This window comes from Bradyrhizobium sp. USDA 3315 (assembly GCF_054056795.1).
In genome coordinates, this window is sequence record NZ_JBSRYP010000001.1 from 8,969,774 (window position 1) to 8,995,686 (window position 25,913).

Annotated in this window: 25 protein-coding genes and 1 tRNA gene; 13 read left to right on the top strand and 13 right to left on the bottom strand. The window is 64.2% G+C overall.

Going from position 1 to position 25,913, the window contains the following annotated elements; all coding sequences use genetic code 11:
• Positions 1–259 precede the first annotated feature (259 nt).
• Positions 260–3,364, bottom strand: coding sequence for a DEAD/DEAH box helicase (locus ACVIYL_RS41865; protein WP_456781953.1), 3,105 nt, complete (start codon positions 3,362–3,364; stop codon positions 260–262).
• A gap of 290 nt (positions 3,365–3,654) precedes the next feature.
• Positions 3,655–3,729 (bottom strand) — tRNA-Gln (locus tag ACVIYL_RS41870).
• A 220-nt stretch (positions 3,730–3,949) separates the two neighbouring features.
• Here ACVIYL_RS41870 and ACVIYL_RS41875 point away from each other — a divergent pair.
• Together ACVIYL_RS41875 and ACVIYL_RS41880 are read left to right on the top strand one after the other, a co-directional pair.
• Positions 3,950–5,728 carry an acyl-CoA dehydrogenase gene (locus ACVIYL_RS41875; RefSeq protein ID WP_456781369.1) on the top strand — a complete coding sequence of 593 codons (1,779 nt, stop codon included), beginning with the start codon at positions 3,950–3,952 and terminating at the stop codon, positions 5,726–5,728.
• Positions 5,729–5,920: 192 nt separating this feature from the next.
• Positions 5,921–6,684, top strand: a protein-coding gene (locus ACVIYL_RS41880; protein WP_092083899.1) for an IS5 family transposase whose coding sequence is annotated in 2 segments (ribosomal slippage) — positions 5,921–6,256 and positions 6,259–6,684 — 762 coding nt in all. Because the reading frame shifts where the segments join, the coding sequence is not laid out codon by codon here.
• A 355-nt stretch (positions 6,685–7,039) separates the two neighbouring features.
• Here ACVIYL_RS41880 and ACVIYL_RS41885 read toward each other — a convergent pair.
• Together ACVIYL_RS41885 and rpsU are read right to left on the bottom strand one after the other, a co-directional pair.
• Positions 7,040–7,291: a hypothetical protein gene (locus tag ACVIYL_RS41885; protein WP_456781370.1), complete on the bottom strand. Its 252-nt coding sequence runs from the start codon at positions 7,289–7,291 to the stop codon at positions 7,040–7,042.
• Between the two features lie 33 nt (positions 7,292–7,324).
• A complete protein-coding gene (gene rpsU / locus ACVIYL_RS41890) occupies positions 7,325–7,630 on the bottom strand; it encodes a 30S ribosomal protein S21 (RefSeq protein WP_075968627.1) in 306 nt (101 codons plus the stop codon).
• Positions 7,631–7,692: 62 nt separating this feature from the next.
• Here rpsU and ACVIYL_RS41895 point away from each other — a divergent pair, with 62 nt between their 5' ends.
• Complete coding sequence (locus ACVIYL_RS41895) at positions 7,693–8,028, top strand: hypothetical protein (RefSeq protein WP_456781371.1); 336 nt, start codon at positions 7,693–7,695, stop codon at positions 8,026–8,028.
• 101 nt (positions 8,029–8,129) lie between these two features.
• Entirely contained in the window at positions 8,130–8,363 is a 234-nt protein-coding gene (locus ACVIYL_RS41900; protein ID WP_456781372.1) for a DUF6894 family protein, read from the top strand.
• Positions 8,364–8,385: 22 nt separating this feature from the next.
• Here the strand turns inward: ACVIYL_RS41900 and ACVIYL_RS41905 are convergent, their stop codons facing one another.
• The gene (locus ACVIYL_RS41905; RefSeq protein WP_425249064.1) at positions 8,386–8,628 is read right to left on the bottom strand and encodes a DUF6894 family protein; all 243 of its coding nucleotides are present in this window, start codon (positions 8,626–8,628) and stop codon (positions 8,386–8,388) included.
• Between the two features lie 89 nt (positions 8,629–8,717).
• On the opposite strand from ACVIYL_RS41905, the gene ACVIYL_RS41910 reads away from it, so the two are divergent.
• Positions 8,718–8,960, top strand: coding sequence for a hypothetical protein (locus ACVIYL_RS41910; RefSeq protein ID WP_456781373.1), 243 nt, complete (start codon positions 8,718–8,720; stop codon positions 8,958–8,960).
• A gap of 113 nt (positions 8,961–9,073) precedes the next feature.
• Here the strand turns inward: ACVIYL_RS41910 and ACVIYL_RS41915 are convergent, their stop codons facing one another.
• The 3 genes from ACVIYL_RS41915 to ACVIYL_RS41925 form a co-directional block, all read right to left on the bottom strand.
• Positions 9,074–9,334 (bottom strand): hypothetical protein, encoded by a 261-nt coding sequence (locus tag ACVIYL_RS41915; RefSeq protein WP_057015228.1) that lies wholly within the window; start codon positions 9,332–9,334, stop codon positions 9,074–9,076.
• Positions 9,335–9,438: 104 nt separating this feature from the next.
• Positions 9,439–9,648, bottom strand: a complete 210-nt coding sequence (locus ACVIYL_RS41920) for a cold-shock protein (RefSeq protein WP_028339489.1) — start codon at positions 9,646–9,648, stop codon at positions 9,439–9,441.
• A 281-nt stretch (positions 9,649–9,929) separates the two neighbouring features.
• Complete coding sequence (locus ACVIYL_RS41925) at positions 9,930–10,922, bottom strand: LysR family transcriptional regulator (RefSeq protein ID WP_456781374.1); 993 nt, start codon at positions 10,920–10,922, stop codon at positions 9,930–9,932.
• A gap of 126 nt (positions 10,923–11,048) precedes the next feature.
• On the opposite strand from ACVIYL_RS41925, the gene ACVIYL_RS41930 reads away from it, so the two are divergent.
• Entirely contained in the window at positions 11,049–11,453 is a 405-nt protein-coding gene (locus ACVIYL_RS41930; protein ID WP_310881771.1) for a DUF1330 domain-containing protein, read from the top strand.
• 44 nt (positions 11,454–11,497) lie between these two features.
• Here ACVIYL_RS41930 and ACVIYL_RS41935 read toward each other — a convergent pair whose 3' ends face one another.
• Both ACVIYL_RS41935 and ACVIYL_RS41940 read right to left on the bottom strand, forming a co-directional pair.
• On the bottom strand, positions 11,498–12,568 hold the full coding sequence (locus ACVIYL_RS41935; RefSeq protein WP_456781375.1) for a lytic transglycosylase domain-containing protein: 1,071 nt from the start codon (positions 12,566–12,568) through the stop codon (positions 11,498–11,500).
• A 75-nt stretch (positions 12,569–12,643) separates the two neighbouring features.
• Positions 12,644–13,336: a VOC family protein gene (locus tag ACVIYL_RS41940; protein WP_456781376.1), complete on the bottom strand. Its 693-nt coding sequence runs from the start codon at positions 13,334–13,336 to the stop codon at positions 12,644–12,646.
• A 144-nt stretch (positions 13,337–13,480) separates the two neighbouring features.
• Here ACVIYL_RS41940 and ACVIYL_RS41945 point away from each other — a divergent pair, with 144 nt between their 5' ends.
• Both ACVIYL_RS41945 and ACVIYL_RS41950 read left to right on the top strand, forming a co-directional pair.
• Complete coding sequence (locus ACVIYL_RS41945) at positions 13,481–14,044, top strand: DinB family protein (protein ID WP_456781377.1); 564 nt, start codon at positions 13,481–13,483, stop codon at positions 14,042–14,044.
• Positions 14,045–14,146: 102 nt separating this feature from the next.
• Entirely contained in the window at positions 14,147–14,875 is a 729-nt protein-coding gene (locus ACVIYL_RS41950) for an alpha/beta fold hydrolase (protein WP_456781378.1), read from the top strand.
• Positions 14,876–15,122: 247 nt separating this feature from the next.
• On the opposite strand, the gene paoC is transcribed toward ACVIYL_RS41950, so the two are convergent.
• Genes paoC through paoA form a run of 3 tightly spaced genes read right to left on the bottom strand, consistent with a single transcriptional unit; the run spans position 15,123 to position 18,947 of the window.
• The gene (gene paoC, locus ACVIYL_RS41955) at positions 15,123–17,330 is read right to left on the bottom strand and encodes an aldehyde oxidoreductase molybdenum-binding subunit PaoC (protein ID WP_456781379.1); all 2,208 of its coding nucleotides are present in this window, start codon (positions 17,328–17,330) and stop codon (positions 15,123–15,125) included.
• 31 nt (positions 17,331–17,361) lie between these two features.
• Positions 17,362–18,312, bottom strand: coding sequence for an FAD binding domain-containing protein (locus ACVIYL_RS41960; RefSeq protein WP_076828976.1), 951 nt, complete (start codon positions 18,310–18,312; stop codon positions 17,362–17,364).
• Positions 18,309–18,947, bottom strand: coding sequence for an aldehyde dehydrogenase iron-sulfur subunit PaoA (paoA, locus tag ACVIYL_RS41965; protein ID WP_229191168.1), 639 nt, complete (start codon positions 18,945–18,947; stop codon positions 18,309–18,311). Before paoA ends, ACVIYL_RS41960 begins: the two co-directional genes overlap by 4 nt.
• A 398-nt stretch (positions 18,948–19,345) precedes the next feature.
• Between paoA and ACVIYL_RS41970 the strand changes: the two genes are divergently transcribed.
• The 5 genes from ACVIYL_RS41970 to dxs all read left to right on the top strand — a co-directional run bounded on the left by ACVIYL_RS41970 (position 19,346) and on the right by dxs (position 25,909).
• On the top strand, positions 19,346–20,107 hold the full coding sequence (locus ACVIYL_RS41970) for a crotonase/enoyl-CoA hydratase family protein (RefSeq protein ID WP_092083615.1): 762 nt from the start codon (positions 19,346–19,348) through the stop codon (positions 20,105–20,107).
• Positions 20,108–20,168: 61 nt separating this feature from the next.
• The gene (locus ACVIYL_RS41975) at positions 20,169–21,839 is read left to right on the top strand and encodes a bifunctional metallophosphatase/5'-nucleotidase (RefSeq protein WP_456781380.1); all 1,671 of its coding nucleotides are present in this window, start codon (positions 20,169–20,171) and stop codon (positions 21,837–21,839) included.
• Positions 21,840–22,127: 288 nt separating this feature from the next.
• Positions 22,128–23,054 (top strand): histone deacetylase family protein, encoded by a 927-nt coding sequence (locus ACVIYL_RS41980; protein WP_456781381.1) that lies wholly within the window; start codon positions 22,128–22,130, stop codon positions 23,052–23,054.
• Between the two features lie 127 nt (positions 23,055–23,181).
• A complete protein-coding gene (locus ACVIYL_RS41985) occupies positions 23,182–23,433 on the top strand; it encodes an exodeoxyribonuclease VII small subunit (RefSeq protein ID WP_028334494.1) in 252 nt (83 codons plus the stop codon).
• Between the two features lie 547 nt (positions 23,434–23,980).
• A complete protein-coding gene (dxs, locus tag ACVIYL_RS41990) occupies positions 23,981–25,909 on the top strand; it encodes a 1-deoxy-D-xylulose-5-phosphate synthase (protein ID WP_050387827.1) in 1,929 nt (642 codons plus the stop codon).
• Positions 25,910–25,913 lie beyond the last annotated feature (4 nt).

Consider the following 25,913-nt stretch of genomic DNA (forward strand, 5'->3'; position numbering starts at 1 on the left):
CCAAAACGCCGCGATTTGAACAACATAGCCCGCCCTGAATACCGTCGACTCGCGCCTGGAAGGGGGCTTTCCGATGGCTCGGAGCAGGCCGAATGACGGCGGGCGGTTTGCCACGCATGTGCAGTAACGATGCTACATGTCACTGGGATGTCAGCGCGCAGAATCGGTCGATTTGTTCTCCCCAGCCCCGGCGCGCTGAAATATCTCTACTGTGCACGGCGCACCCGCAAGGCTCGTCTCCGACGGAGCCGCGTCGCGCTCACTCGTCCAGAATGTCCAGGAGATCCTCGATCCGCTCGAAAGGCGGCTCGTGTATGTTGTCAGAATAGAACACGCGATCGCCGTCGCGCTGGAGCGAACGTGCTCTGGATTTGGGCAGCTTCCCGGGAAGGAACGTCGCCGCGACGGCCTCCGGGCCGACATCGAGCCTCACGATCCCTCTCCGCTTGCAATCGATCCTGAGCCTCGCCGCGGCGAAGAAGTCCCGACCCGCCGACGGCAGCCTGCCGAAGCGGCGCGAGGTTTCTTCCTCGAGATCCTCCAGATCGTCTTCGTTCCGGCACCTCGCGGCACGGCCATAGATTTCAAGCCGCACGGATTCCGATTGCACATAGCTCCTGGGCAGCAAATCCGCGAGCGGAAGGTTGAGATCGGGCACCCACATATCGGCGGACCGGTCGTTGGTCTTCTCCGAGGCTTGCTTGAGAAGGTGGCTGTAGAGCACCGGACCGAAAACCTGCACGTGGCCGGATTGACGCTCCGAAAGCAGATCCCCGGCGCCTCTGAGGTCGAGATCCCGCTCGCTGATCGCAAAACCGGCGCCCGGTCTGCTGAACTCCTCCAGAACGGCCAAACGCCTCCCGGATTGTTCCGAACTGGATTCGGTCAGCATGTATGCGAAGGCGCGTGTCCCGCCGCGTCCCACCCGGCCTCTGAGCTGGTGGAGCTGCGCCAGACCGAACTTTTCCGGCCAGCAGACCACGATAGTGTTCGCCCTCGGGATGTCGAGACCGCTTTCCACGATGTTGGTCGCCAGGAGGACGTCCGCCTCGCCCTCGACGAAGCTCATCATTCGATCGTCGATTTCGTCGGCGGGTAGCTTGCCATGCAGGCAGACGATGCGGAGCTCCGGGGCCATCGACTGCACGCGCGCCAGCATCGGATCCAGATCCTGGATGCGCGGACAGATCAGAAAGCTTTGCCCGTGACGTCGCTGCTCGCGCAGCAATGCGGCGGCAATGGCGGCGTCCGAGAGCGGAGCGATCTTGGTCGCGACCGGAAGCCGATGAACGGGCGGGGATGCGATCACGCTCAGCTCCCTGAATCCCGCAAGGCCCGCGGCAAGCGTGCGCGGGATCGGCGTGGCACTCATCCACAGCGTATGGGCGCCCTTCGCCAGCCCTGAAAGCTTCGCCTTCTCGGCCGCGCCGAAGTGCTGCTCTTCGTCGACAATGACCAGGCTCAGCTTGGCGAACCTCACGTCCTTCGATGCGATCGCCTGCGTGCCGACCACGACCTTCATCTTGCCGCTTCGCAGGCCCTCCTTGGTCTCCTTCATCTCCGGAGACGACGTCGCCCGCGACAGGCTTCCCACTTCGATGCCAAGCGGAGCAAACCGTTTGCGGAAGGTTGCGACGTGCTGCCTTGCCAGAACAGTCGTCGGCACAACGACGGCAACCTGCTTGCCCGACAGCGCAACGGCCGCCGCCGCGCGCAAGGCCACCTCGGTCTTGCCAAATCCGACGTCGCCGCAGACGACCCGATCCATCGGATGACCGGACGCCAGATCATCGAGGACGTCGCGAATTGCCCTCGCCTGGTCGACTGTCGTGAAATAGGGAAAGCGCGCGACGAACCGCTCATAGGCGGGACCGGGAGCGACCAGCTTGGGAGCGCGCCGGCGGCGCCGTTGCGCGATGTGTTTGGCAAGCGCCTTGGCTGCAGTTTGAATTTCCTGCTCCGCCTTGCCACGGCGCGTCCACCACGTACTGCCATCGGCCCTGTCCAATGCCAGCTTGCCGAGCTCCGCGGCATACGGCCAGATCAGCGCAAGATCGGCCGGCGGAACGAGGACGGCATCATCTCCCGCGAATGCCAGCCTGATCATCTCGCGCGATGATCCCTTCCCCATATCGAAGGTCTGCAAGCCATCGAGCACGGCCAGCCCGCGCTGCAGATGCACGACGACCGCACCGCGCTCCGGCACGTCGGGATGATCGAAAGCCGAACTCCAGGCTCTGGCCATGGGCTGCGGATGATGCGCCCTGCTGCCGAGCACGTCGGTCGCCGTCACGACGACGAGCGGCTTGCGCCCTGAGCCGATGAAGCCGGTGTCGAAGTCGGCCAGCAGCGCGCCTTCGCCGCCCCGTCCCTTCGCCGCCTCGTTCCAGTCTGCGAAGCGCTCCGCCTTGATCCCGCTCATTCGCTCCATCGCGCGCAGGTCATCCTCGACCGCCGCGACAAACAGCAGCCGCGATCCGGCGCGCTCGGTGTCGGCGACAAATGCGCGAAGAGCTTTCCGCGACGAGGCGACCTTCGAGAAGTCGGGAGTGGCGGTGAAAGCTGCCTTTCGGGGCAGCGAGCTCATCCGTCTGGTCTGCCGTTTCCAGTCAGCGGGCCCCAGATACTCGCGCTCCGCCTCCCTGCGGCCGGCCACCTCCTTGATCGTGCTCAGCCAGCTATCGGCGTGGCCCGAAACGCCGGCGTCCGCGATCCAGTGCGCGCGCTGACAATAATCCGGCAGCGCCGCCCGCTGTGCCCGCTTGCCTCCCAACGCGATCCGTTCGGACATCGGGTCGATGTGCAGTTCCTCCGCGTCGAACACGACGTCGTGCTCGTCCGGATCGACACCTGCGATTCTGCGGATCACGCCACCGGAATGCTCAATTCTGAACGGCCCCAGCGCGCCCGCGGGAAATACCTCGAACGTCATTCCGTGGAACAGAGCGCTGCCGGGATAATCCGCCTCTTCGTCGAGATCGTATCCCAGAGCTTCCAGACGATCCTTGAGTTCCTGCTCGGAATAGCCCGCCCCCACCTTCAGGCTGATGCTGAGGCGCGCCGAGCTGGCGGGCAACGGCAACCGCTCCATGATCGCCTCCGCCGTCGACACCAGGAAGACCGGCTTCTTGCTCCGGGCGAGGCGCCTCAACACCGAACTGCGCCTCCCGGCGATCTCTCGTGACGGCTCCAGCCCGTCAAAGGGCAAGGTATTCAGCCGCGGGAACACCAGCACCTCGAGCGAGGGATCGAGCGAATACAGCACGCTGCCCAGGCGCTCGGCCCTGTTCTCGCTTTCCGCAAGGAAAACGATGCCGTCCCGCCCGGACTTCTTCCATTGCTCGAGAAGATGGAGCGCCAGCATGCCGAGCGGTGAGGAAGACGAGATTCCGGAACGCGCCGATCCCTTGCTTTTCTTCTTCGCGCCAGCAGCAGCGCGGGCCTTCTTGGTATTCGCCACGTCAGATCCGTCGTTATGTCGTGATTACGATCGCCCGTTGACCTGGATCTCCGGGCGACTCGGGGCTTGTCGCCCGCCGCCATGGAAACCAAAGCGGCACAGATTTCCAGCCAGCCGGCCCAATCCGCCCGAAATGGCGGCGGGGGCCGGCCGGCAAAAATCGATTCCTCTCTTGAAATCAACGGCTTGCTTGCTGGCTGGGGCGGGAGGGATCGAACCTCCGAATGGCGGAATCAAAATCCGCTGCCTTACCGCTTGGCTACGCCCCAACGCGCCGATCGAAGGCCACGTCGGTCTATAGGGTGAGTCCCGCCATTTCAACAGGGCGGCGATCGAAAAGGCACGAAAGCCGCAGGATGATGACGGTGCTCTTATTATAAGGCGACGCCGCAGTGGCCGAAACAGACCGTGCGATGTCCGTTCGGACTGTTGAGAGGCCGCCGGTTTCATGGGATGACAATTTGCAAACGCCTCGTCGGGAGTAACGCCATGACCTACCGTGCGCCGATCAACGATATCCTGCTGTCCCTCAATCACGGTGCGGGGCTCGCTGCCGCCGTGGAGGCCGGCCACTACGGCGATTTCGACGGCGATATCACCGCTGCGGTGCTGGAAGAAGCCGGCAAGTTCGCCTCCGATGTGCTGGCGCCGCTGAATCGTGTCGGCGACGAGCACGGCATCAAGCTCGACAACGGCAAGGTGACGACCGCGCCGGGCTGGCCCGACGCCTACCAGCGCTGGACCGCCGCGGGCTGGAATGCGGTCTCGGGGCCGGAGGCGTTCGGCGGCCAGGGCCTGCCGCTCGCGGTCAACGCCGCCTGCACCGAGATCTGGAGCGCGTCGAACGTCGCCTTCGGCCTCTGCCCGCTGCTGACGCTGTCGGCGATCGAGGCGCTCGATGCCCATGGCAGCGCCGAGCTGAAGAAGACCTATCTCGAGAAGCTGGTCACCGGCGAGTGGACCGGCACGATGCAGCTCACCGAGCCCAATGCCGGCTCCGACGTCGGCGCGCTGCGCACCCGCGCCGAACGCGCCCCCGACGGCACCTATCGCATCAAGGGCACCAAGATCTTCATCACCTATGGCGAGCACGACATGACCGACAACATCGTGCATTTCGTGCTTGCGCGATTGCCAGATGCTCCCTCGGGGACCAAGGGGATCTCGCTGTTCCTGGTGCCGAAATTTCTGGTCAACGCCGACGGCTCGCTCGGCGATCGCAACGACATCCATGCCTCTGGCGTCGAGCACAAGCTCGGCATGCACGCATCGCCGACCTGCACCATGACGATGGGCGATAAGGGTGGCGCGATCGGTTATCTGATCGGCGAGGAAAACCAGGGCATGCGCTGCATGTTCACGATGATGAACCAGGCCCGCCTCGGCGTCGGCCTCGAAGGCGTCGGCATTGCCGACCGCGCCTATCAGCAGGCGCTGGCCTATGCGCAGGAGCGCAGGCAAGGCAAGGCGATCGGCCACAAGAGCGACGGGATGGATCCGATCATCGTGCATCCCGACGTCAAGCGCATGCTGATGCAGATGCGCAGCATGACGGCGGCGGCGCGCACGATCTGCTACGCCACCGCGGTCGCGCTCGACGTTTCGGTGCGCGCCAAGGACGCCAAGGTGTGCGCCGAGGCAGCGGCCCGCGGCGCGCTGCTGACCCCGATCGCCAAGGCCTTCTCCACCGACATCGGCAACGAGGTCGCCTATCTCGGCGTGCAGATCCACGGCGGCATGGGCTTCATCGAGGAGACCGGCGCCGCGCAGCATTATCGCGACGCCCGCATCACCTCGATCTACGAGGGCACCAACGGCATCCAGTCGATCGACCTCGTCACCCGCAAGCTCGGCGCCAATGGCGGCGCCTCGGTCTGGGCGCTGCTGGACGAGCTCGCTGCCGTCATCAAGCAGGTCGAGACCTCCAACGATCCGGCGTTCGGCACCACGGGCGCCAAGCTGCGCGACGCGCACGCCGCGCTGGATCGCACCAGCAAATGGCTGCTCGAGCGCCTCGCCTCGGCGCCGAACGAGGCACTGGCCGGCGCAACGCCCTATCTGCGGCTGTTCGCCGCAACGCTCGGTGGCTGCATGCTCGCCGGCGAGGCGCTGGCCGCCAAGGCGAACGGCGAAGCCGAGCCGCAGCGCTATGTCGCGCTGGCGCGCTTCTTCGCCGAGAACATCGCCGTGCAGGCGCCGTCGCTGGAAAAGACCGTGACCGAAAGCGCCGAGGCGGTGACCGGCGCGGATGCGGTGCTGGCGGGATAAGATACCTTCCACCGTCATTGCGAGGTGAGAGGGCCCAAAGCGCTGTGCTCGCCAAAGGCCCTCCTCGCTCGTTTGATGCACATGACGTGCCGCATCACAACTGTCGTCCCTGCGAAAGCACTAGGCGGTGTGGACTCTAAGGATTCCCTTTTAGGAGCAAATCAGATTCAAGGCTGCTTTTGGGAGGCAGTCTTGGGTGTGATGGATCGTCTGGTGTTGAGCGATGCGGCTTGGGAGCGGATGGCGCCGCTGATCATAGGCCGGCCTGACCAGAAGGGCTCGACCGGGCGCGACAATCGGATGTTCGTGGAAGGTGTGCTGTGGATCGTTCGCACGGGCTCTCCCTGGCGTGATCTTCCGGAAGCGTTCGGGGATTGGAACAGCGCGTTCCGGCGCTTCAGCCGATGGAGTGCCAAAGGCGTCTGGTGGCGGATCTTCGAGGCAATGTCCGACGATCCGGACTTCGAATATCTGATTGTCGATTCCACCATTGTTCGAGCCCATCAGCATGCTGCCGGGGCCAAAAAAGGGGGTCTGAAGATCAGGCGCTTGGCCGTTCGCGCGGCGGCCTGAGCACCAAGATACATATGGCCGTTCGCGGCTTGGGATGTCCGGTACGGTTCACGATCACCGCAGGCCAGAAGGGCGATGCACCGCAAGCCGCCACATTGATCGAGGGATTGCCTGCCGAGGTTTTCATGGCCGATACGGCTTATGACGCCGATCACCTGCGCCAGGACATTGCAGCCAAGGGCGCGCTCGCCGTCATCCCCAACAACCCGTCACGCGCGCTCAAGTATCCGCTCGACAAGCATCTCTATGCCCAGCGCCATCTCGTCGAATGCTGCTTCTCAAAGCTCAAGCAATTCCGCCGCGTCGCAACCCGCTTCGAAAAGACCGCCCGAAATTACCTTGCCGTCATCACTCTCGCAGCCATCGTCCTATGGCTGCGATAACTGTCCACACCGCCTAGGGCATTTACACATCTCTTCGAGGCTAGAAAACCGACTCATCATCAAGGGGTTAGCTACTAGGCGAGAGCCGAAATCGGCGGGCGCAACCCTAGTGCAGATGAGTAAGTTCTCTGCGGTTTTCGGCCAACTCTTTGAGAAGACTCCGGAAAGACTGCGGAGGATATGTATATACGCTAGTGCGAAAGCAGGGACCCATAACCACAGCCTTCCGTTTTGAAACGAGCTGTGGCTCCAGCGTTGCAAACCAATCGGCACTTGTGGTTATGGGTCCCGGGTCGCGCTTCGCTTGCCCGGGACGGCATCGAGTTTTGCGCCTACCGCCGAATCATACGTTTCGTCAGCGATCCGCGCGAAACGCGCGAAATTCCTCCGGGCCGTCGAGCAAATCACGCTTGCGCGCGGCCTGATCGAACTGGCTGGCGGAATGATCTGCCATTGCGTTGATGGCCGTGCCGGCCAGGTTCTGCGCACGTCGCCGTTGATCGTCGTGCCTCGACCGAATATCCCGATCCACGGCTCGCCGACGACAGATCTCATCGGAGAGACGTTCCTGGAGGCATCCGTTGCCTCGATAAGATCGCTGCGTCATCTTGCACGATCCTTCCAGCAGGATCGGTACGGGCTAGGTCTCCCGTGTGCCGCCTGCTTGCTGTGGCGATTGTGGTGATTGCCTTGGCGCCGAAGGTTTGGACGCCGGGAATTTGGGTTTCCGCGGAGGCGCCGCGATCAATCCATCCCGTATCGCTTGCTTGCGGGCAAGCTTGCGGGCTCGCCGCACGGCCTCGGATTTCTCTCGAGCCCTTTTTTCCGATGGCTTTTCGAACGATCTGCGGCGCTTCATCTCTCTAAAGACGCCCTCGCGCTGCAACCTCTTCTTTAGAACTCGAAGCGCCTGGTCGATGTTGTTGTCCCTGACAAGAACTTGCAACGGATCACCTCTCTCGCGGTACAACGCACTTTGAATGAACAAGACCAGACCCCGCTCTATCAATGACAGAGCGGGCCGCACTGCCATTCCAGTACATCCGTGGAACGGCAGCCGACGAACAACGTCGCGGAAGCTTCAGCGGCGGTGCTACAAGCACGCGTCCTCGCTTTCATCCGACGATGTCTTTGGAAAAAGGTCCTGCGGGACCGATCTACAAGGCTCAAGGCCAGTCGATCCACCACAGTTATGCACTTATCCCGGCTATGCAAGACGCAATCGCAGATCGCGAGAATTATATCCGACGGTTCAGCCACACCGAAATCATGGCTGAACGGCGATGGCGGCTTGACCGCGAACGCGAAAAGCGGTTCCCCAAAATCTCCATCGTTGCCGAGTAGCAAATTCGCTCCAACTAGCGCAGAGTACAGCGCTGCCGGATAACTATTGAGCGCCGGCACCTGAGAGCCTGGGCAGCTCCCGCCACAAAAGGGAGCCGAAGATGGCAACCCGCTACTATTTCGATATCCGCAACGGCGAGCAACTCTATGCCGACAAACAGGGCATCGAGCTACGCGACGAGGAAACTGCCGCGCACGAAGCGATGCAGTCATTGCTCAGCATAGCCAAGGAGAACCTGCCTTTGGATAAACACAGGCTGCTGGCGTTTGAGGTCCGGACGGACGAAGGGCCGCTGTTTCAGGTCAGTCTCAGTCTGGGCATCACAAGGTGCTAGCTGCCGCGCTGCGCAGCCAAACTCAAGAATCCAGCCGGCAACTGCGCCAAGCGATAGCCACCTCAAGGACGGGCCCGTCGCCGTCCCGGACCTCGATGGCAATCTGATGGAAATTGTGACCGCGAAAGGAATCCCGAATCACGTCGGCCAAGGCGCGCGCAGCCTCCTCCTGAACCGCACCGAAGCTGGACATCTCCATGCCCTCTTCGTCGATCGCCAGGCCGCCGCCATCACGAAGATCGAAATAATAGCGCGTCATCGCCATGGTAATTTACCCCGGCTCTCGATTGTTCCTGCGAAGACCGAGGAATGTGGCCGGTGAGGACAGAGGCGCGCGAGCCGTCCGGGTGAGTCATGACCGCAAAAGCGAGAGAGTTCCTTGATTTCTGGATTGAAAACAGCGTCCACGCTGCCGAGCAATATGGAACGCCGGGTGCCTCGCAGGACGTTGCCGAGTTGGCGCGCCGGTGCATCGAGATAGCGGGACAGCAAGGCCTGACGGAACAGGATCTGCGTGATGCGGCCGGCGATATCACTGACTACATCAGGATCAGACTGAAGGCGGCGAACAGGAAGGAAGCCGATCGTCCCAAATAGTTCGGGCCACGGCCTGGCTTCGCGGCCTGAACTGGCGGCCGAGGCCGCGAAACAACAGGTCCGCTTCAGCAACGTATCAGCGACGGACTCGAAGACGTGCGTGATTGAGCGGCTTAACGCACGATGCGCTTGACCCGTTTGGTTCTCTTGGCAGCCACAGATGCCGTGCCAGCGGGTGCAGAGCCAGCCTGCGCGGCGGCCGCCTCGGCGTCACGCGCTTCACGGAGAGCCCGCAGACGCACCATGTTCTTGCGCACGGCGATCGCATCGCGCTCGACTTCAGCGATTGCCTGCGCACCGGCCTCGGCGGCAAGCCGCTGGCGCTGGGCCTTGGCCAGGCGCTCGGCAGAGAGTTCTTCCGGCTTCTTGGCCATGAGCGAATGAGCCCTTTGAAAAGCAGCGAGACCCGCTCAACCCATCAGAGGATCGAGCGGGCCGCGGCTGTCATCCCAGTACATCCGTGGAATAACAGATCGATTCAAGCCAGCCGAAGATCTTCGGCGCTGGTCTTGCCACGCATCTTGTCGACCTTGAGTTCGAACGACAGCTTCTGGCCCTCGGCGAGACCGCCAAGTCCGGCCCGCTCGACAGCGCTGATGTGAACGAACACGTCATTCGTGCCATCATCGGGCTGAATGAAACCGAAGCCCTTCTGGCCGTTGAACCACTTCACAGTACCTGTAGGCATTTGTCTTCTCCAAAGCGGACGCACGTGAATTCGCGCTTGGTTCCGCATCATCCTTCAACCGACGATGTTCTTTGGAAAAGGGCCGCTTTGACCATTCAACAAGGCACAACGGCAAATCGAACGCTGCAAGCATACACACTTAATCCGCTAGGGCAAGCACCGAAGCGCCGTCGATCGGATGAGCGGTGTTACACCGAGCTGACGTTCCGATAAACCGAATCACTCTCCGCGCAAGGCTTGCGCCGTCGGGTGATTGATGTCGCGGACGCAAATCGCGATATTCAACCACCCGAACTTTTCGCCTTGCGTGGAACTCGCCTGGCGCGCGTCTGAACACTTGCTTTTGCCGCTGCCGGTTCCGTCGGGCGCGTGATCGGAAACGTCTCCCGCATATGCGCTGCCAGCATTGCACAGTAATCGGTCGCGAAACGAGGCAACGGACGCCGCTTGTCCCATGAGATGGTCAGAGGCTCCTGCAACACGCGGCGTCCGTGCGTGAGACCGACAATCCTTAATCCGTAGCGCCAGCATTGAAGCTGGGAGGGAACGATCGCGACGCCGTGCCCCGCTTCGGCGAGTGCCAGCAAGGTGTGCGGACTGCGACTCTCGAACATGATCTTCGGTTTCAGGCCCGCCATACGGCTTGCCGCATCGAAAGCACGGCGAAATCCGAACCCGCTGTCCAGCAGCAGCAACGGAAGTTCGGCGAGGTCAGCGATCTCGATTGTGCGACGGGGACCAAGTGGCATCGATGGATGGCAAGCAGCCAGTAACTGCACGGATCCAAGCGGAAGGCTGCCGAAGTGCTGTTCGTTCAGTCTGACGGCGTGCAGCAAATTTTGGCCGAGATGAACTTCGCCGCGTTCAAGCATCGCCAATATCTCGCTGCCCGTCCCCTCCCTGATCCTGATCTCGACCCTGGGATATCGCTCCGCGTACCGGTGCAGAAATTCCGACAGCACGCTTTCGATGTGTTGCGGCGAGCCGGCGATCCTTAGGACCCCGGTATCTCCTTGGCGAAGCAGCTGAGCCTGCTCCTTCAAGGAATTGACGCTGTTGAGCAGCAGACGGCAGCCCGCAATCAACTGCTCGCCTTCGCCGGTCAATAGAAGCCGCCGCCCGACGCGATCGAAGAGCTGCAAGCCGAGCTCCCGTTCGAGACCGATGATTTGCCTGGACAGAGCGGGTTGGGCGACACGCAACCGCAAAGCGGCTTTTGAGACCGTGCCGAGCTCGGCCACCGTCAAGAATGTGAGGGCCTGTTGAAGGTTCATGCCCGCTTATACCATTCGAGCATAAGGTTCGAGAAAATATATGTATTGGACGTATTTCGAAGCCTCGTGGAGAGTCCTGCCAGGCTGCGGCTTACGGCATCGGCACTGGCATCGGAGGAGGCTCACATGAATTCTGGAGGCAAGATGGCTCTGGTCATGTTGAGTTGTACCGCTATCGGCGCTCTTGGCACCGAAGCACTGCATGGCGAAGCCAGGCCGCCCGCCTATCTGATCGGCCAAATCGAGGTCACCGACCCCGATGGTTATGCCAGGGAATATCTCCCGAAGGCGAAGGAGATCATCAAGGCGCATGGCGGCAAGCTGATCGCGGCTGCCGGCGCGGCGGCAACCGGTTCGCAGGTCGTTGCCGTCGATGGAGATCCACCCAAGCGCGTCGTCATCTACATGTATCCGAGCATGGAGGCGCTTTGGGCCTGGCGACACGATCCGGCCTACGTGCAGGTTCGGGCGGTCGGCGAGAAATACGCGAGGTACCACACATTTGCGGTCGAGGGCTCCGTCGCCAATTAGCCCTCATCACGCCGTCGGTCGCTGCGACCTGCAACGTGCGCCACCTAATTCCGAAACACCAGGCAGCGCCCGCCGACTGCCTCCAACCGGGCGCACAGCTGATTAGCTCGCTCACGGGTCGTCTCGGCGACCCGGAGCAGATACCAGGTGGCCGAGCCTGGCCCGGCCATGCGCGATCTCAGAACGAGCGGTGCGCGATCGCCGAGCACGGATGCAAATCGTTTCTGAAGTTGCTGGTAGTCGGCGAGTACGCGCGATTGCGACGGGCCGCCGGCCAATTGAAGTCCCCAGGGCCCCCACGCAGCTTGCTGCGCGATTGTCGCGGACTCTCTTGGGCCCGCTGGAAGCGCCCGAACGAGCATGCCGCGCACGATGTCACCACAAGCCATGGCCGCATCGGTGTGGACCCGATCCTCAAGCGAGCCTTGCGCCCATTCCTCTGCGGACTTGCCGGTGATGATCCTGACATAGGCGCGCGTTTCGCCCGGCAGGCTTCCACGTCCCGCCAACCAATCCTGAACGCGCCGTGGACCACCATTATAGGCGGCCGCCGCAAGGCCGAGATTGCCGAACTGCGCGCGCAGCTCGCGGAGCCAGCGCGCGGATTCCTGCAAGGCAGGCAATGGCTCGAACGGGTCGGCCAGACCGCGCCACCGCGCAGTACCGGGCATGAACTGGGCGATCCCCTGGGCACCGGCCGAACTGACCGAGTTGGGATCGAAATTGCTTTCCTGCCAGATCAGCCGGACGAAGAAATCCGGCGGCAAGCCGTTCTCCAATGCAGCCTCCTCTAACGCCTTGCAGTACTGCTGCGGCCCATCGAGCTTTGGACGCAAAGCTGTCGGCGCCGGCGACGGAACGGATGACGATTGCTGATCGGACGCCGACCGATCGGCCTCAGCGTTGCGCACTCCGGCGTTGCTATCCGGACGAGACGTTTCTGTTTGCGATGTTTCTGTCTGCGCCGGCTCTGCGCGTTGCGCGCCGGGCGTGACCGCTGGATCGCCGGGAGGTTGGGCGCTTGCGACGGGGACGAACAGCAGCAGGCAAGCCGAGCCGATAGCCGCTGGCAAAATCGATCGATGAACCCGCCGCGGCCCGAAAATCGACTGCATAAAGCGATCATCAAATTGGATGCACTTGCGGAATCATATCATCGGCGCCGCCCGGGCGGCCAGAAAATTTGCTGCCTAGCGGTTGGACAGGCTTCCAACGATCGACGCGCGGCGGGACAGTTCGATCCAGTTGCCATCGGGATCGAGGATCATGGAGATCCGTGCGACCTCGCCGAGCGTCACCGGCGCAAGGCCTTCCCGCACGCCCTTGGCGCGCAACTCGTCATGCACGGCGTCGATCTCGGCGACCTGCAGCGTGATGTAGCGCCAGCCGCGCGCACCCCGAACCGGATCGATGGTTGCGGCGCGATCTTCCCTGAGCAAGATCAGACTGTCGCCGAGGCGAAACGCCGGACCATCAGACCAGGACTGCTCGGCGAAGCCGAGGATGTCGCCGTAGAACCTGCGATGCGCGGCAAGGTCGCGCACCGCCATCACGACGCCGATCTGGGCGATGCCGTCATGTCCGGGCGGGACGAGGCAAACGCTGTTGCCGTCGGGGTCGGCCATGCGTTGCGGTGCGTCGACGCCGGCGCGCGCAATGATCAGCTCGCGATAGCCGCTCGGCGCCACATCCGGCAGCGGCTCGACATGATGGTTGAGCTTGATGACCGAACCTTGCGCGTCGTGCCGGTACTGTTTCTGCCCGCGGCGGATCGGCTGCACATGATCGAAGCGAAGTCCGGCCTCCTGCTGCCAGAACCGCAGCATCGGTTCGAGATCGTTGAAGGAAAGGCCGACGTCGATCACGTTCTTTGCCAGTTGCATCTGCTGCCGCCTTCGGATGAAGTGCACCACGATGGATTAGCTATGCGAGGATCAAGTCACCAACGCAAGCACCACGATCACTGTCGCAGGTCGGCCGGCCTGCCGGTGCACCTGCCTGAAACAGTCAATCCAGTGAGGACCGATATGCAAGCAGGCCTCGTTCAAACCTTTCGCGCTTTTGCGTACAATAATGCCTGGGCCAATCACCGCCTGCTCACGGCCTGCGCCGGTCTCAGCCAGGCGGAGTTCGCCGCCGCGCGGACCGGGTTCTTCCCGAGCCTGCAGGCGACGCTGAACCACATTCATGTCATCGATCTCTTCTACATTGATGCGCTCGAGGGCGGCTGGCTCGGGCCGAAGGCGTGGGCCAACGAGGTGCCCTACCCGTCAGTCGCCGCACTGAAAGACGCCCAGCGCGCGATCGATCAGCGGCTGATCATGCACTGCGATGCGCTGACGGCTGAGCGGCTCGATGATGTGGTGAAGATCAATCGCGACACGAGCGTGCAGACCGAGCGGCGCGACCGCCTCTTGATGCATCTGTTTCAGCACCAGATCCATCATCGCGGCCAGGCCCATGCGATGCTCTCGGAGACCACGGTGAAGCCGCCGCAGCTCGACGAATTCTTCGCCGCCGGCGAAGCCCCGCTCCGGGCAGCCGAGTTCAGGGATCTCGGCTGGAGCGAAGCCACCGTGTGGGGCGGCTGATGGTTCCGCCCGCCATCGGCGATGCGGTTCCTGATCCGGAACGAGGTCTTGAAACCCGGCGCCTCCACGCTCACCTCTTGTGAAACGTGGGGAACTCTATCAATGCCATTCGCCAATCACCGGGGCCAACGTATCCATTACACCGTCGAGGGATCCGGGCCGCTGATCGTGCTGCAGCACGGTCTCTTGCTCGACGCCGCGAGCTGGAAGCAATGCGGCGTGGTCGACGCGCTTGCCGATCGCTTTCGTGTCGTCTGCGTCGATTCGCTCGGACATGGCCTGAGCGACAAGCCCGCCGATCCGGCGCTTTATAACCAGGCGCAGCGCGCCGGCGACATCGTCGCCGTGATCGACGATCTCGGCGACGAGCGCGCCCATGTGGTGGGACACTCGATGGGCGGCTGGGTCGCGGTCGGCGTCGCCCGATTTTTCCCGGCACGGCTGGCGTCGCTGGCAATCGGCGGCTGGGACTTTCTCACCGGACTGCCGCGCGGTAATGCCGGCCCGCTGACCTACAGCGCCTTCATCACCTTTGCCCGCCGCACCGTGCCGGAGCTCGCCGAATGGGTGACGCCGGATATCGAAGGCGGAGTGCGTGCCTGCTTCAATGCGCTCGGCCAGGTCGATGGCGCAAAGGACGCGGTGCTGTCCTCGCGCGTGCCGGTGCTGCTGTGGAACGGACAGGACGACGGACCGCATGCGCCGATGCAGCGCTTCGCCGCGGAAAACGGCCTCGCTGCGATGTCGGTGCCCGGCGATCACCTCGGCGCGCTATTTCAGCACGGCGCCGCGATCGGCCGGGGTATCGGCTCGTTCGTCGGTCGCGGTTAGAGCGCTTAGGCAGAACAGCGCCCCCGACTTCGCTGTGCTCCCTCTCCCGTTCTTCACGGGGAGAGGGTTGGGGTGAGGGGCTGTCTCCGTGTAAACGGTGATAGCTGTGTTCGCGGAGACTCCCCCTCACCCGGAACGCATCTAGCGATGCGTCATAGCTGAAGCTCTGCTTCAGCGTTCTTGGGAACGGCCGCCAACGGCGGCCTATGCCTCTCCCCGCACGCGGGGCGAGGTGAAGCGTCCCGCGCTACGCCGGCTCCGGCATCCCTGAGAGCAGCTTGTCGAGCGTGATCGGATAGTCGCGCACGCGAACGCCGGTCGCGTTGTGGACCGCATTGGCGACCGCGGCGGCGACGCCGCAGATGCCGAGCTCGGCGACGCCCTTGGCCTTCATCGGCGATGAGATCGGATCGGTCTCGTCGAGGAAGATCATCTCCTGATGCGGGATGTCGGCATGGACCGGCACCTCATAGGCAGCAAGGTCGTGATTGATGAACAGGCCGTGCCGCTTGTCGACCACGAGATCCTCCATCAGCGCCGCCCCGACACCCATGGTCATCGCGCCGATCACCTGGCTGCGCGCCGCCTTCGGGTTGAGGATGCGGCCCGCCGCGCAGACCGCAAGCATCCGCCGCACCCGGATCTCCGCCGTGTCGGCATCGACGCCGACCTCGACGAAATGCGCGCCGAAGGTCGACTGCTGGTAGGTTTTCGCGAGATCGCCGTATTCGATGGCATCCTCCGCCACGAGGTCGCCGCCGCCGGCGGCCTGCGCCAGCGGCACGCTGCGATTGCCGGAGCGGACCACGCCGTCGGCAAACACCGCCTCCGCGGAATTGAAGCCGAGCTTCTGCGCAATGGCCTCGCGCAGCTTGGTACAGGCGGCATAGACGCCGGCGGTCGAATTGTTGCCGCCCCACTGCCCGCCCGAGCCGCAGGACACCGGAAAGTCGGAATCGCCGAGCCGCACCGCGACCTTCTCGAGCGGCACGCCCATCATCTCGGCCGCAGTCTGCGCGATGATGGTGTACGAACCGGTGCCGATGTCGGTCATGTCGGTCTCGACGGTCACGATGCCGTTCTGGTCCAGACGAACGCGGGCCGCCGATTTGGTCACGAGATTGTTCCGGAACGCCGCGGCGACGCCCATCCCGACCAGCCAGCGCCCATCGCGGACGGCGCCGGGTTTCGGATTGCGCTTGTCCCAGCCGAACCGCGCCGCGCCATCGCTCAGGCACTGCACCAGTTGCCGCTGCGAAAAGTGCCGCTCCGGATGCTCGGGGTCGACCTGGGTGTCGTTGCTGATGCGCAGCACGACCGGGTCGATGCCGAGCTTCTCGGCGAGCTCGTCGATCGCGATCTCGAGCGCCATCATGCCGGAGGCTTCTCCGGGCGCGCGCATCGCATTGCCCTCCGGCAGATCGAGCGCCGCAAGCCGCGTCGCCGTCATCCGGCTGGCGCCGGCATAAAGCAGCCGCGTCTGGCTCACCGCCATCTCGGGCTCGCCGTCCTTGACGTTGCCGGACCAGCTTTCGTGGCCGATCGCGGTGATCTTGCCGTCGCGCTCGGCGCCGATGCGGATGCGCTGGATCGTCGCCGGACGGTGCGTCGTGTTGTTGAACATCAGCGGACGTTGCAGCGCGACCTTGACCGGCCGGCCGGCCGCGCGGGCGCCGAGCGCGGCGAGCAGCACCTCGGCGCGCAGGAACAGCTTGCCGCCAAAGCCGCCGCCGATATAGGGCGACACCAGACGGACATTCTCCTTGGCGATGCCAAGCGTCTTCGCCATGTCCGCGGCGCCCCAGGCGATCATCTGGTTGGAGGTCCAGACCGTGAGCTTGTCGCCGTCCCAGGCCGCGATCGAAGCATGCGGCTCCATCATCGCGTGGCCCTGATCGGGCGTGGTGTAGGTGGCATCGAGTTGTACGGGCGCACTAGCGAAGGCGGCGGCGAAATCGCCGACGGCGGTATCGGCCGGGCCGCCGAATGATGGGTGCGGCGTGACGCCCTTGTCCCGCTCCGCGGCGAGATCGAACTTGCCGTCGCCCTTGACGTAGTCGATCCGGACCAGCTGCGCCGCGGCCCGTGCCTGCTCGAAGGTCCCGGCGACGACGACGGCGACGGCCTGGTGATAATGCGCGATCTCGGGCCCGCCGAGCAGCGGCGCCGCATTGCGCTCGCCCTTGCCGAGCTTGCCGGCATTGTCCGCTGTGACGATGGCGAGCACGCCCGGTGCAGCCTTCGCCGCCTCGAGATCGATCGAACCGATCCGCCCCTTGCCGATCGCCGATCCAACCACGTAGCCATAGGCCTGGTTGGCCGCGACGTCGTGCCGCTCATAGGCGTAAGGCGCGGTGCCGGTGGTCTTCAGCGGCCCGTCGATCCGGCTGGTCGGGTGGCCGATCACCTTGAGCTGGTCGATCGGATTGAAGGTGGCGGGATGTTCAAAACGCATGATGTCAGGCCCTCTTCTTAAGCCTTGGATCTTAAGCTCTGGCCTCACGCAGCACCGCCGCCAGCGTTCGCTCGGCGAGCGGCAGCTTGTACGCATTGTCCTTGGTCGGCTTCGCATCGGCGAACAGGCGCGCGGTGACCGCCTTGGCGCCAGCAGGCAATTCCGCCTCCGCCGCCTCGACGCGCCACGGCTTGTGCGCCACGCCGCCAAGCGCGACGCGGCCGGTGCCGTCGCGCTGCACGATCGCAGCAACCGAGACCAGCGCAAAGGCATAAGAGGCGCGGTCGCGCACCTTGCGATAGGCCTGCGCGCCGCCGACCGGTTTCGGCAGCACCACCGCGGTGATCAGCTCGCCCGGCTCCAGGCTGGTTTCGATCTCGGGGCTGTCGCCGGGCAGACGATGCAGCTCGGCGATCGGGATGCTGCGCGTGGTGCCGTCGGGCCGCACCGTCTCGACGACGGCGTCGAGCGCGCGCATCGCCACCGCCATGTCGCTCGGATGGGTCGCGATGCAGGCGTCGCTCACACCGACCACCGCATGCTGGCGGCTGAAGCCGCCGATCGCGGCGCAGCCGCTGCCGGGCTTGCGCTTGTTGCAGGGCAGATTGGTGTCGTAGAAATAAGGACAGCGCGTCCGCTGCAGCAGATTGCCCGCGGTCGTCGCCTTGTTGCGTAATTGGCCGGAAGCACCGGCGAGTAGCGCGCGCGACAGCACGCCGTAGTCGCGCCGCACGCGTATATCGGCGGCGAGATCGGTGTTGCGCACCAGCGCGCCGATCCGCAAGCCGCCGTCCGCGGTCTCCTCGATGCGGTCGAGCGCCAGGTCGTTGACGTCGATCAGATGCGCCGGCGTCTCGATCTCGAGCTTCATCAGATCGAGCAGATTGGTGCCGCCGGCGATGAACTTGGCGTTCGCGGTGCCGGCGGCGGCTGCGGCCGCCGCGCCCGGCGAGGCGGCGCGCTCATAGCTGAATGATCTCATGCGCTCCTCCCGGCGACCTCGCTGATCGCCTCGGCGATGTTGGAATAGGCGCCGCAGCGGCAGATGTTGCCGCTCATGCGCTCGCGGAGCTCGGCATTGGTCAGTCGCAGCGGCGCATTCAGATCCGCCGTGACATGGCTCGGGATGCCGGCCTTGACCTCGGCAAGCACTGCGACCGCCGAGCAGATCTGGCCCGGCGTGCAATAGCCGCATTGATAGCCATCATGCTCGACGAATGCCGCCTGCAGCGGATGCAACCCGTCCGGCGTGCCGAGCCCCTCGATCGTCGTGATCTCGTCGCCCTGATGCATCACGGCGAGCGTCAGGCAGGAATTGATCCGCCGGCCGTCGACGATCACCGTGCAGGCGCCGCATTGGCCGTGGTCGCAGCCCTTCTTGGTGCCGGTCAGATGCAGGTGCTCGCGCAGGGCATCGAGCAGCGTGGTCCTGGTGTCGAGCTCGAGCTGGTGGGTTTCGCCGTTCACGTCAAAGGATACTCTCGTCATCACGGGCGCTCCGGTCGGGGCAGATTGGGCGGCCGCAGGCGGCGGCGCGATCGACGACGCCGCAAGCGAGGCGGCTCCAACAATCAACAGATGGCGCCGCGATAGTTCCAAACGTCCGGAGATCTGCATGCCGCTGCTCTCCTCAAGTCAGCCGAGCGCGGAACCACGACAACAACGTGTCGAGGTCTGCTCGGCCTGTCAGCAAAGGGGGAATGCTGCGACCAGCGGAATGTTTCTCGCGGGGAAGTTAAACTCGTCGCGAGCGCCACAGCCGCTCCAGGGAGGCAGCGGCGCCATCAGGCGCGGGCGGCCTCCGCGGCAGTATCGCCGTGCGCGGCCGGCCTACGACCAATGTCCCCTGCCCGGAATCGCAAGATTCCGGTTATCTGCATTGCGCCGTTCTCATGCTCGCCCACGGGGAAAAGCGGCCCGGAACACGCTGGAGCTCTTGGGGCTTGCACCGGATCATGTAGGATGGCGGCACGACCTCCACCGGCGACGATGCCGGCCGACCCTGGGACCGCTCGATGACCGCGCATGTCATAGTGACCGACGAAGCCGCCACGCGCGTGATCCGGCTGCGCAGGCCCGAAAAGAAGAACGCGATCACCCAGGAGATGTTTCGCGCGATCAGCGACGCGATCGACAAGGCGCAGAACAATCCGAAGATCCGCTGCCTGATCATCACCGGCGGCTCCGGCGTGTTCACTGCGGGCAACGACATCGAGGACCTGCTCGCGCAGGGCACCTCGACCAGTGAGACGCCGCCGGCCTCCGACCTCGTCAAGTTCCTGTATTCGCTGGCCCACAATGTGAAGCCGATCATCGCCGCCGTCGACGGCGTCGCGATGGGCATCGGCACCACCATGCTGTTTCACTGCGACTATGTGCTCGCCAGCAAGACCGCGCTGTTCTCGACGCCGTTCTCCAATTTCGGCCTCGTGCCGGAAGGCGCCTCGAGCCTGTTGATGCCGCGCATGATGGGCCACCAGCGTGCCTTCGCGATGCTGGTGATGGGCCGCACCATGTCGGCCGACGACGCCCGCGTCGCCGGCTTCGTCAATACCGTGGTGGCGCCGGGGCATGCCGAGGTGGAGGCGCACAAGGTGGCGCGCGAGATCTGCGCGCTGCCGGCCGAGGCGGTGGCGATCTCGCGGCGCCTGATCCGGCTGCCGCCAGAGGACGTCACCCGCCGCATCGAGCAGGAGAACCATCTGTTCAGCGAACGGATGCGCTCCGAGGAAGCAGTCGAGGCGTTCAAGGCATTCATGGCTCGCCCGAAGGATTGAAACGAAGCATCGCAATATTGTAGTGGCGCGGCGCCATGATCCCGTGCTCCATGGACAGGTCATGAGACAGCCCCGCCTTTCCCCTCTCGCCGCGCTCTGCGCGTTCGGACTGGCCGCAGCAAACCCCTGCCCGGCGCAGGCCGCGGAGCCGGTGAGCCTGCGCATTCTCGCGATCAACGATTTCCACGGCTATCTGCGGCCGCCGCCGGGTGGCATCCGCATCACCGACCCCGCTGACGCGACCAGGAAGATCGTGGAGCCCGCCGGCGGCGCCGAGCGGATGGCCACCGTCGTCAAGCAGCTGCGCGAGGGCCACAAGAACAACATCTTCGTTGCGGCCGGCGACCTGATCGGCGCGAGCCCGTTCCTGTCGGCGATGTTTCACGACGAGCCGACCATCGAGTCGCTCTCGCTGATGGGGCTTGCGATCTCCTCGGTCGGCAATCACGAATTCGACGAGGGCAAGGACGAGCTGCTGCGGATGCAGAATGGCGGCTGCCATCCGATCGACAAATGCCAGGGGCCGCACCCGTTCACAGGAGCCAAATTCCGCTATCTCGCCGCCTCCACGATCGAGAAGGCGACCGGCAAGCCGGTGTTTCCGCCCTACGAGATCAAGCAATTCGACGGCATTGCAGTGGCCTTCATCGGGCTGACGCTGAAGAACACCCCGAACCTGGTGTCGCCGGCCGGCGTCGCGAGCCTCGACTTCCGCGACGAGGCCGAGACCGTCAATGCGCTGGTCCCCGAGCTGAAGGCGAAGGGCGTCGAGGCGATCGTGGTGCTGATCCACGAAGGCGGCTTTCCGACCGGCGACTATAATGAATGTCCAGGGATCTCCGGGCCGATTGTCGACATCGTCAAGAAGTTCGATCGCGCGGTCGACGTCGTGGTCTCCGGCCACACCCACCAGGCCTATGTCTGCGAGATCGACGGACGGCTCGTCACCTCCGGCGACAAATACGGCACCCTGGTCACCGCGATCGATCTTCAGCTTGATCCGAACAGCCATGACGTGATCAGCGCCAGGGCCGCCAACACCATCGTGCGGATCGCCGGCACGGCCAAGGATCCCGAGCAGAGCGCGCTGCTGGAATCCTACGACCGGCTGGCCGCGCCGATCGCGAGCCGCGCGGCAGGCTCGGTCACCGAAACGCTGTCGCGTACACCTGCCGAAACTGGCGAGAGCCCGCTCGGCGACATCGTCGCCGATGCACAGCTGCTTGCAACCAGCGCTGAACCGAATGGCGGCGCGGTGATCGCCTTCACCAATCCCGGCGGCGTGCGCACCGACATCGTCAAGCGCGAGGACGGCGCGGTGACCTATGCCGATATCTTCGCAAGCCAGCCGTTCCGCAACCAGCTGGTGACGATGACGCTGACCGGCAAGCAGCTCAAGGACGCGCTGGAGCAGCAATGGGCCGATCCGAAGCGGCCGCGCGCCCTCCAGGTCTCGAACGGGTTCTCCTATGCGTGGGATGCGAGCAAGCCCGATGGCGCGCGCATCATCGCCGCACGGATGTCGCTGGACGGCAAGCCGATCGACCCGGCCGCGAGCTACCGCGTCACCGTGAACAATTATCTCGCCGAGGGCGGCGACGGCTTCACGGTGTTCAAGCAAGGAACCGCGCAGCAGTTCGGCATCTACGACGTCGATGCGCTCTATGCCTACTTCAAGGCCAACAGCCCGGTAGGCCCAACGGCAGGCAAGCGGATCGAGCGGATCAATTGAGCGAGGTCTAGGGGTGGCGTACGCAGCTCCTCACGTCATTACGAACGGAGCGAACCAATCCATTGTCTCCGAGCATGCGGCGGCATGGATTGCTTCGCTCCGCTGGCAATGACGCGGAAAACACCCCGGCTTTGGAAGGACGGGAACAGGGATGATGTCGGCCCTTTCCGGAACGCCGCTAACGGCCTAGATTAGGGCCTGCTCTTGCATGATCTTGGTCGGAAAACCGCTGCGCACTTTTCCGGATCATGCGTCCTCGCACGCGCATCGATTGCGCCGGGAATCTGCATGACACTGCTTCTGACGCATTCCGCCTGTCTCGACCACCTGACCCCTCCCGGACATCCCGAACGCCCCGACCGGCTGCGGGCGGTCGCCGAGGTGCTCGGCGAGGATCGCTTCAAGGCGCTGGTGCGCGATTCCGCGCCGGAAGGCGACCTCGACACCGTGCTGCTCTGTCACGGTGAGCACTATGTCGGCGAACTCCGCCACATCGCGCCGACCTCCGGCATGATCTATATCGACGGCGACACCTCGATGTCGCCGGGCACTTGGGAAGCGGTGATGCGCGGCGTCGGCGGCGCGGTGGCCGCCGCCGATGCGGTGATGGAGGGCAAGCATCAAAACGCGTTCGTCGCGGTGCGCCCGCCCGGGCACCACGCCGAGAAATCGACGCCGATGGGCTTCTGCTTCTTCGACAATGCCGCGATCGCCGCCCGCCACGCGCAGCGCAAATACGGCATCAAGCGCGCCGCAATCATCGATTTCGACGTCCATCACGGCAACGGCACGCAGGATATCTTCTGGGCCGACCCGACCGTGATGTATTGCTCGACGCACCAGATGCCGCTGTTCCCCGGCACTGGGGCCGCCAGCGAGCGTGGCGAGCACGACACTGTCGTCAACGCGCCGCTGGCGCCCGGCGACGGCGGCGCCAAGTTCCGCTCCGCTTTCGAGAACCTGATCCTGCCGCAGCTGGAGAAGTTCTCCCCCGAACTTATCGTCATTTCGGCGGGCTTCGACGCGCATCACCGCGATCCCTTGGCCTCGATCAACCTGACGGGCGAGGATTTCGGCTGGGTCACGCGCAAGCTGATGGATCTCGCCGACAAGAGCGCCGGCGGCCGCGTCGTCTCCGTCCTGGAAGGCGGCTACGACCTGCAGGGCCTGAAAGAGTCGGTGGCATCTCACGTCACCGCATTGATGGACGGGTAAATCCCCGCCACAATACGCCCGCAAAAATTCGATTGATTCTGCGCCGGGGCGAGCATGGCCTGCGACAGGTCATGTTTGGACGACAAGATCAGGTTGCGATCTGATCCACGCAATCGGGAACGCAAGAATGGCCGAGAACACCCAAGCCGACGTGAAGAAGCTCTCCTTTGAACGCGCGATCGAGGAACTCGAATCGATCGTCAAGCGGCTCGAAGACGGCAAGGTCCCGCTTGAGGAATCGGTCGCGATCTATGAGCGCGGCGAGGCACTGAAGCGGCGCTGCGAGGAATTGCTGCGCCAGGCCGAAGCCCGCGTCGACAAGATCACCACCGACGCCTCGGGCCAGCCGACCGGCACCGAGCCGCTCGACGTGCAGTAGCGGCGCCGCCGCCTACCTCGATCGTGCGGCGCGATGTCCGCCACGGCGGGCAATTGTTGCTGTACATTCCAGCCACCCGTAAACCCCCGGGGCTACCCGCGGAGGTCGGGTACGGCTGCGAATCAGGCCGAGCCGCCCCGGCCGGCTGCCGCCAAATTAGGCGAATTGGAACCCGGCTCCCGCCCGGCTATTGAAAAGACTAGGGTTTTCAGCGCACCGCATAGGAACCCTGCGCCCCCTATCGGGTTGGCTTTGGCTGCGGCTTTGGTGTAATGCTTCCAGTTCTATGGGCATTTGAGAGTGGCGGGCAGCCCGACTTTTCGGGCGGCATGCATCTCAAATGGTTCGACAAAACTGAACCGGGACGGGTGAAGAGCGACCAAGGTGATGCATATCACGTGGTCCAATCCGGAGTGAATCTAGGCTTACAACCAGGCACCGGCCTGCCGGGGCGGCACCCAGTGTCTGGCATTCGCTGCGCGGTGTGCGCGCCATCCCATCTCGCGTCGGGCGGTTCGTTCCGACAGGCAAAAATTGGAAATTCGCTGTGACCACATTTAGTAAGACGCCGCTTCTTGACACTATTCACACGCCGGATGACCTGCGCAAGCTGAAGGTCGAGCAGGTGCAGCAGGTTGCCGACGAGCTGCGCCAGGAAACCATCGACGCGGTGTCGGTGACCGGCGGCCATTTCGGCGCCGGCCTCGGCGTGGTCGAACTGACCACCGCCATCCACTACATCTTCGACACCCCGCGCGACCGCCTGATCTGGGACGTCGGCCACCAGGCCTACCCGCACAAGATCCTGACCGGACGCCGCGACCGCATCCGCACGCTGCGCACCGGCGGCGGCCTCTCCGGCTTCACCAAGCGCACCGAAAGCGACTACGATCCGTTCGGCGCCGCGCACTCCTCGACCTCGATCTCGGCCGGCCTCGGCATGGCCGTGGCGCGCGATCTCTCCGGCGGCAAGAACAACGTTATCGCCGTGATCGGTGACGGCGCGATGTCGGCGGGCATGGCCTATGAGGCGATGAACAACGCCGGCGCGATGAACTCGCGCCTGATCGTGATCCTCAACGACAACGACATGTCGATCGCGCCGCCCGTCGGCGCGATGAGCGCCTATCTGTCGCGCCTCTACTCCGGCAAGACCTACCGCTCGCTGCGCGAGGCCGCCAAGCAGATCAACAAGCGCCTGCCGAAGATCCTCGCCAACCGCGCCAACCGCGTCGAGGAATATTCCCGCGGCTTCATGATGGACGGCGGCACGCTGTTCGAGGAACTCGGCTTCTACTATGTCGGCCCGATCGACGGTCACAATCTCGACCATCTGCTGCCGGTGCTGAAGAACGTCCGCGACATGGAGACCGGCCCGATCCTAGTTCACGTCGTGACCCAGAAGGGCAAGGGCTACGGCCCGGCCGAAGCCTCCGCCGACAAGTACCACGCCGTGGTCAAGTTCGACGTCGCGACCGGCACCCAGGCCAAGGCCAAGCCGAATGCGCCGGCCTACCAGAACGTGTTCGGCCAGAGCCTCGTCAAGGAAGCCGAGAAGGACGACAAGATCGTCGCCATCACCGCGGCGATGCCGTCAGGCACCGGCGTTGATATTTTCAACAAGGCGTTCCCGGACCGCACCTTCGACGTCGGCATTGCCGAACAGCACGCGGTGACCTTCGCCGCCGGCCTCGCCACCGAAGGCTACAAGCCGTTCTGCGCGATCTATTCGACCTTCCTGCAGCGCGGCTATGACCAAGTGGTCCATGACGTCGCGATCCAGAGCCTTCCGGTCCGCTTCGCGATCGACCGCGCCGGCCTGGTCGGCGCCGACGGCGCGACGCACGCGGGTTCGTTCGACAATGCGTATCTCGGCTGTCTGCCGAACATGGTGATCATGGCCGCCGCCGACGAGGCGGAACTGGTCCACATGGTGGCGACGCAGGTTGCGATCAACGATCGTCCGAGCGCGCTGCGCTATCCGCGCGGCGAAGGCCGCGGCATCGAGATGCCGGAAGTCGGCGTTGCCCTCGAGGTCGGCAAGGGCCGCATCATCCGTGAGGGCAAGAAGGTCGCGCTGCTGTCGTTCGGCACCCGTCTCGCCGAGTGCGAGAAGGCGGCCGACGAGCTCGCCGCGCACGGCCTTTCCGCCACGATCGCCGACGCGCGCTTCATGAAGCCGCTCGACGAAGAGATGATCATGAAGCTCGCCCGCGACCATGAGATCCTGATCACGATCGAGGAAGGCTCGATCGGCGGCTTCGGCTCGCATGTCATGCAGTTCCTGTCGGACAACGCCATGCTCGACAGCGGCATGCTCAAGTTCCGCTCGATGATCCTGCCCGACGTGTTCCTCGACCACGACACGCCGGCGGCGATGTATGCCCGCGCCGGTCTCGACGCCAAGAGCATCGTTGCCAAGGTGTTCGAAACCCTCGGCAAGGACTACAAGGCCGAGACCGTCAAGCTCGCCTGATCGT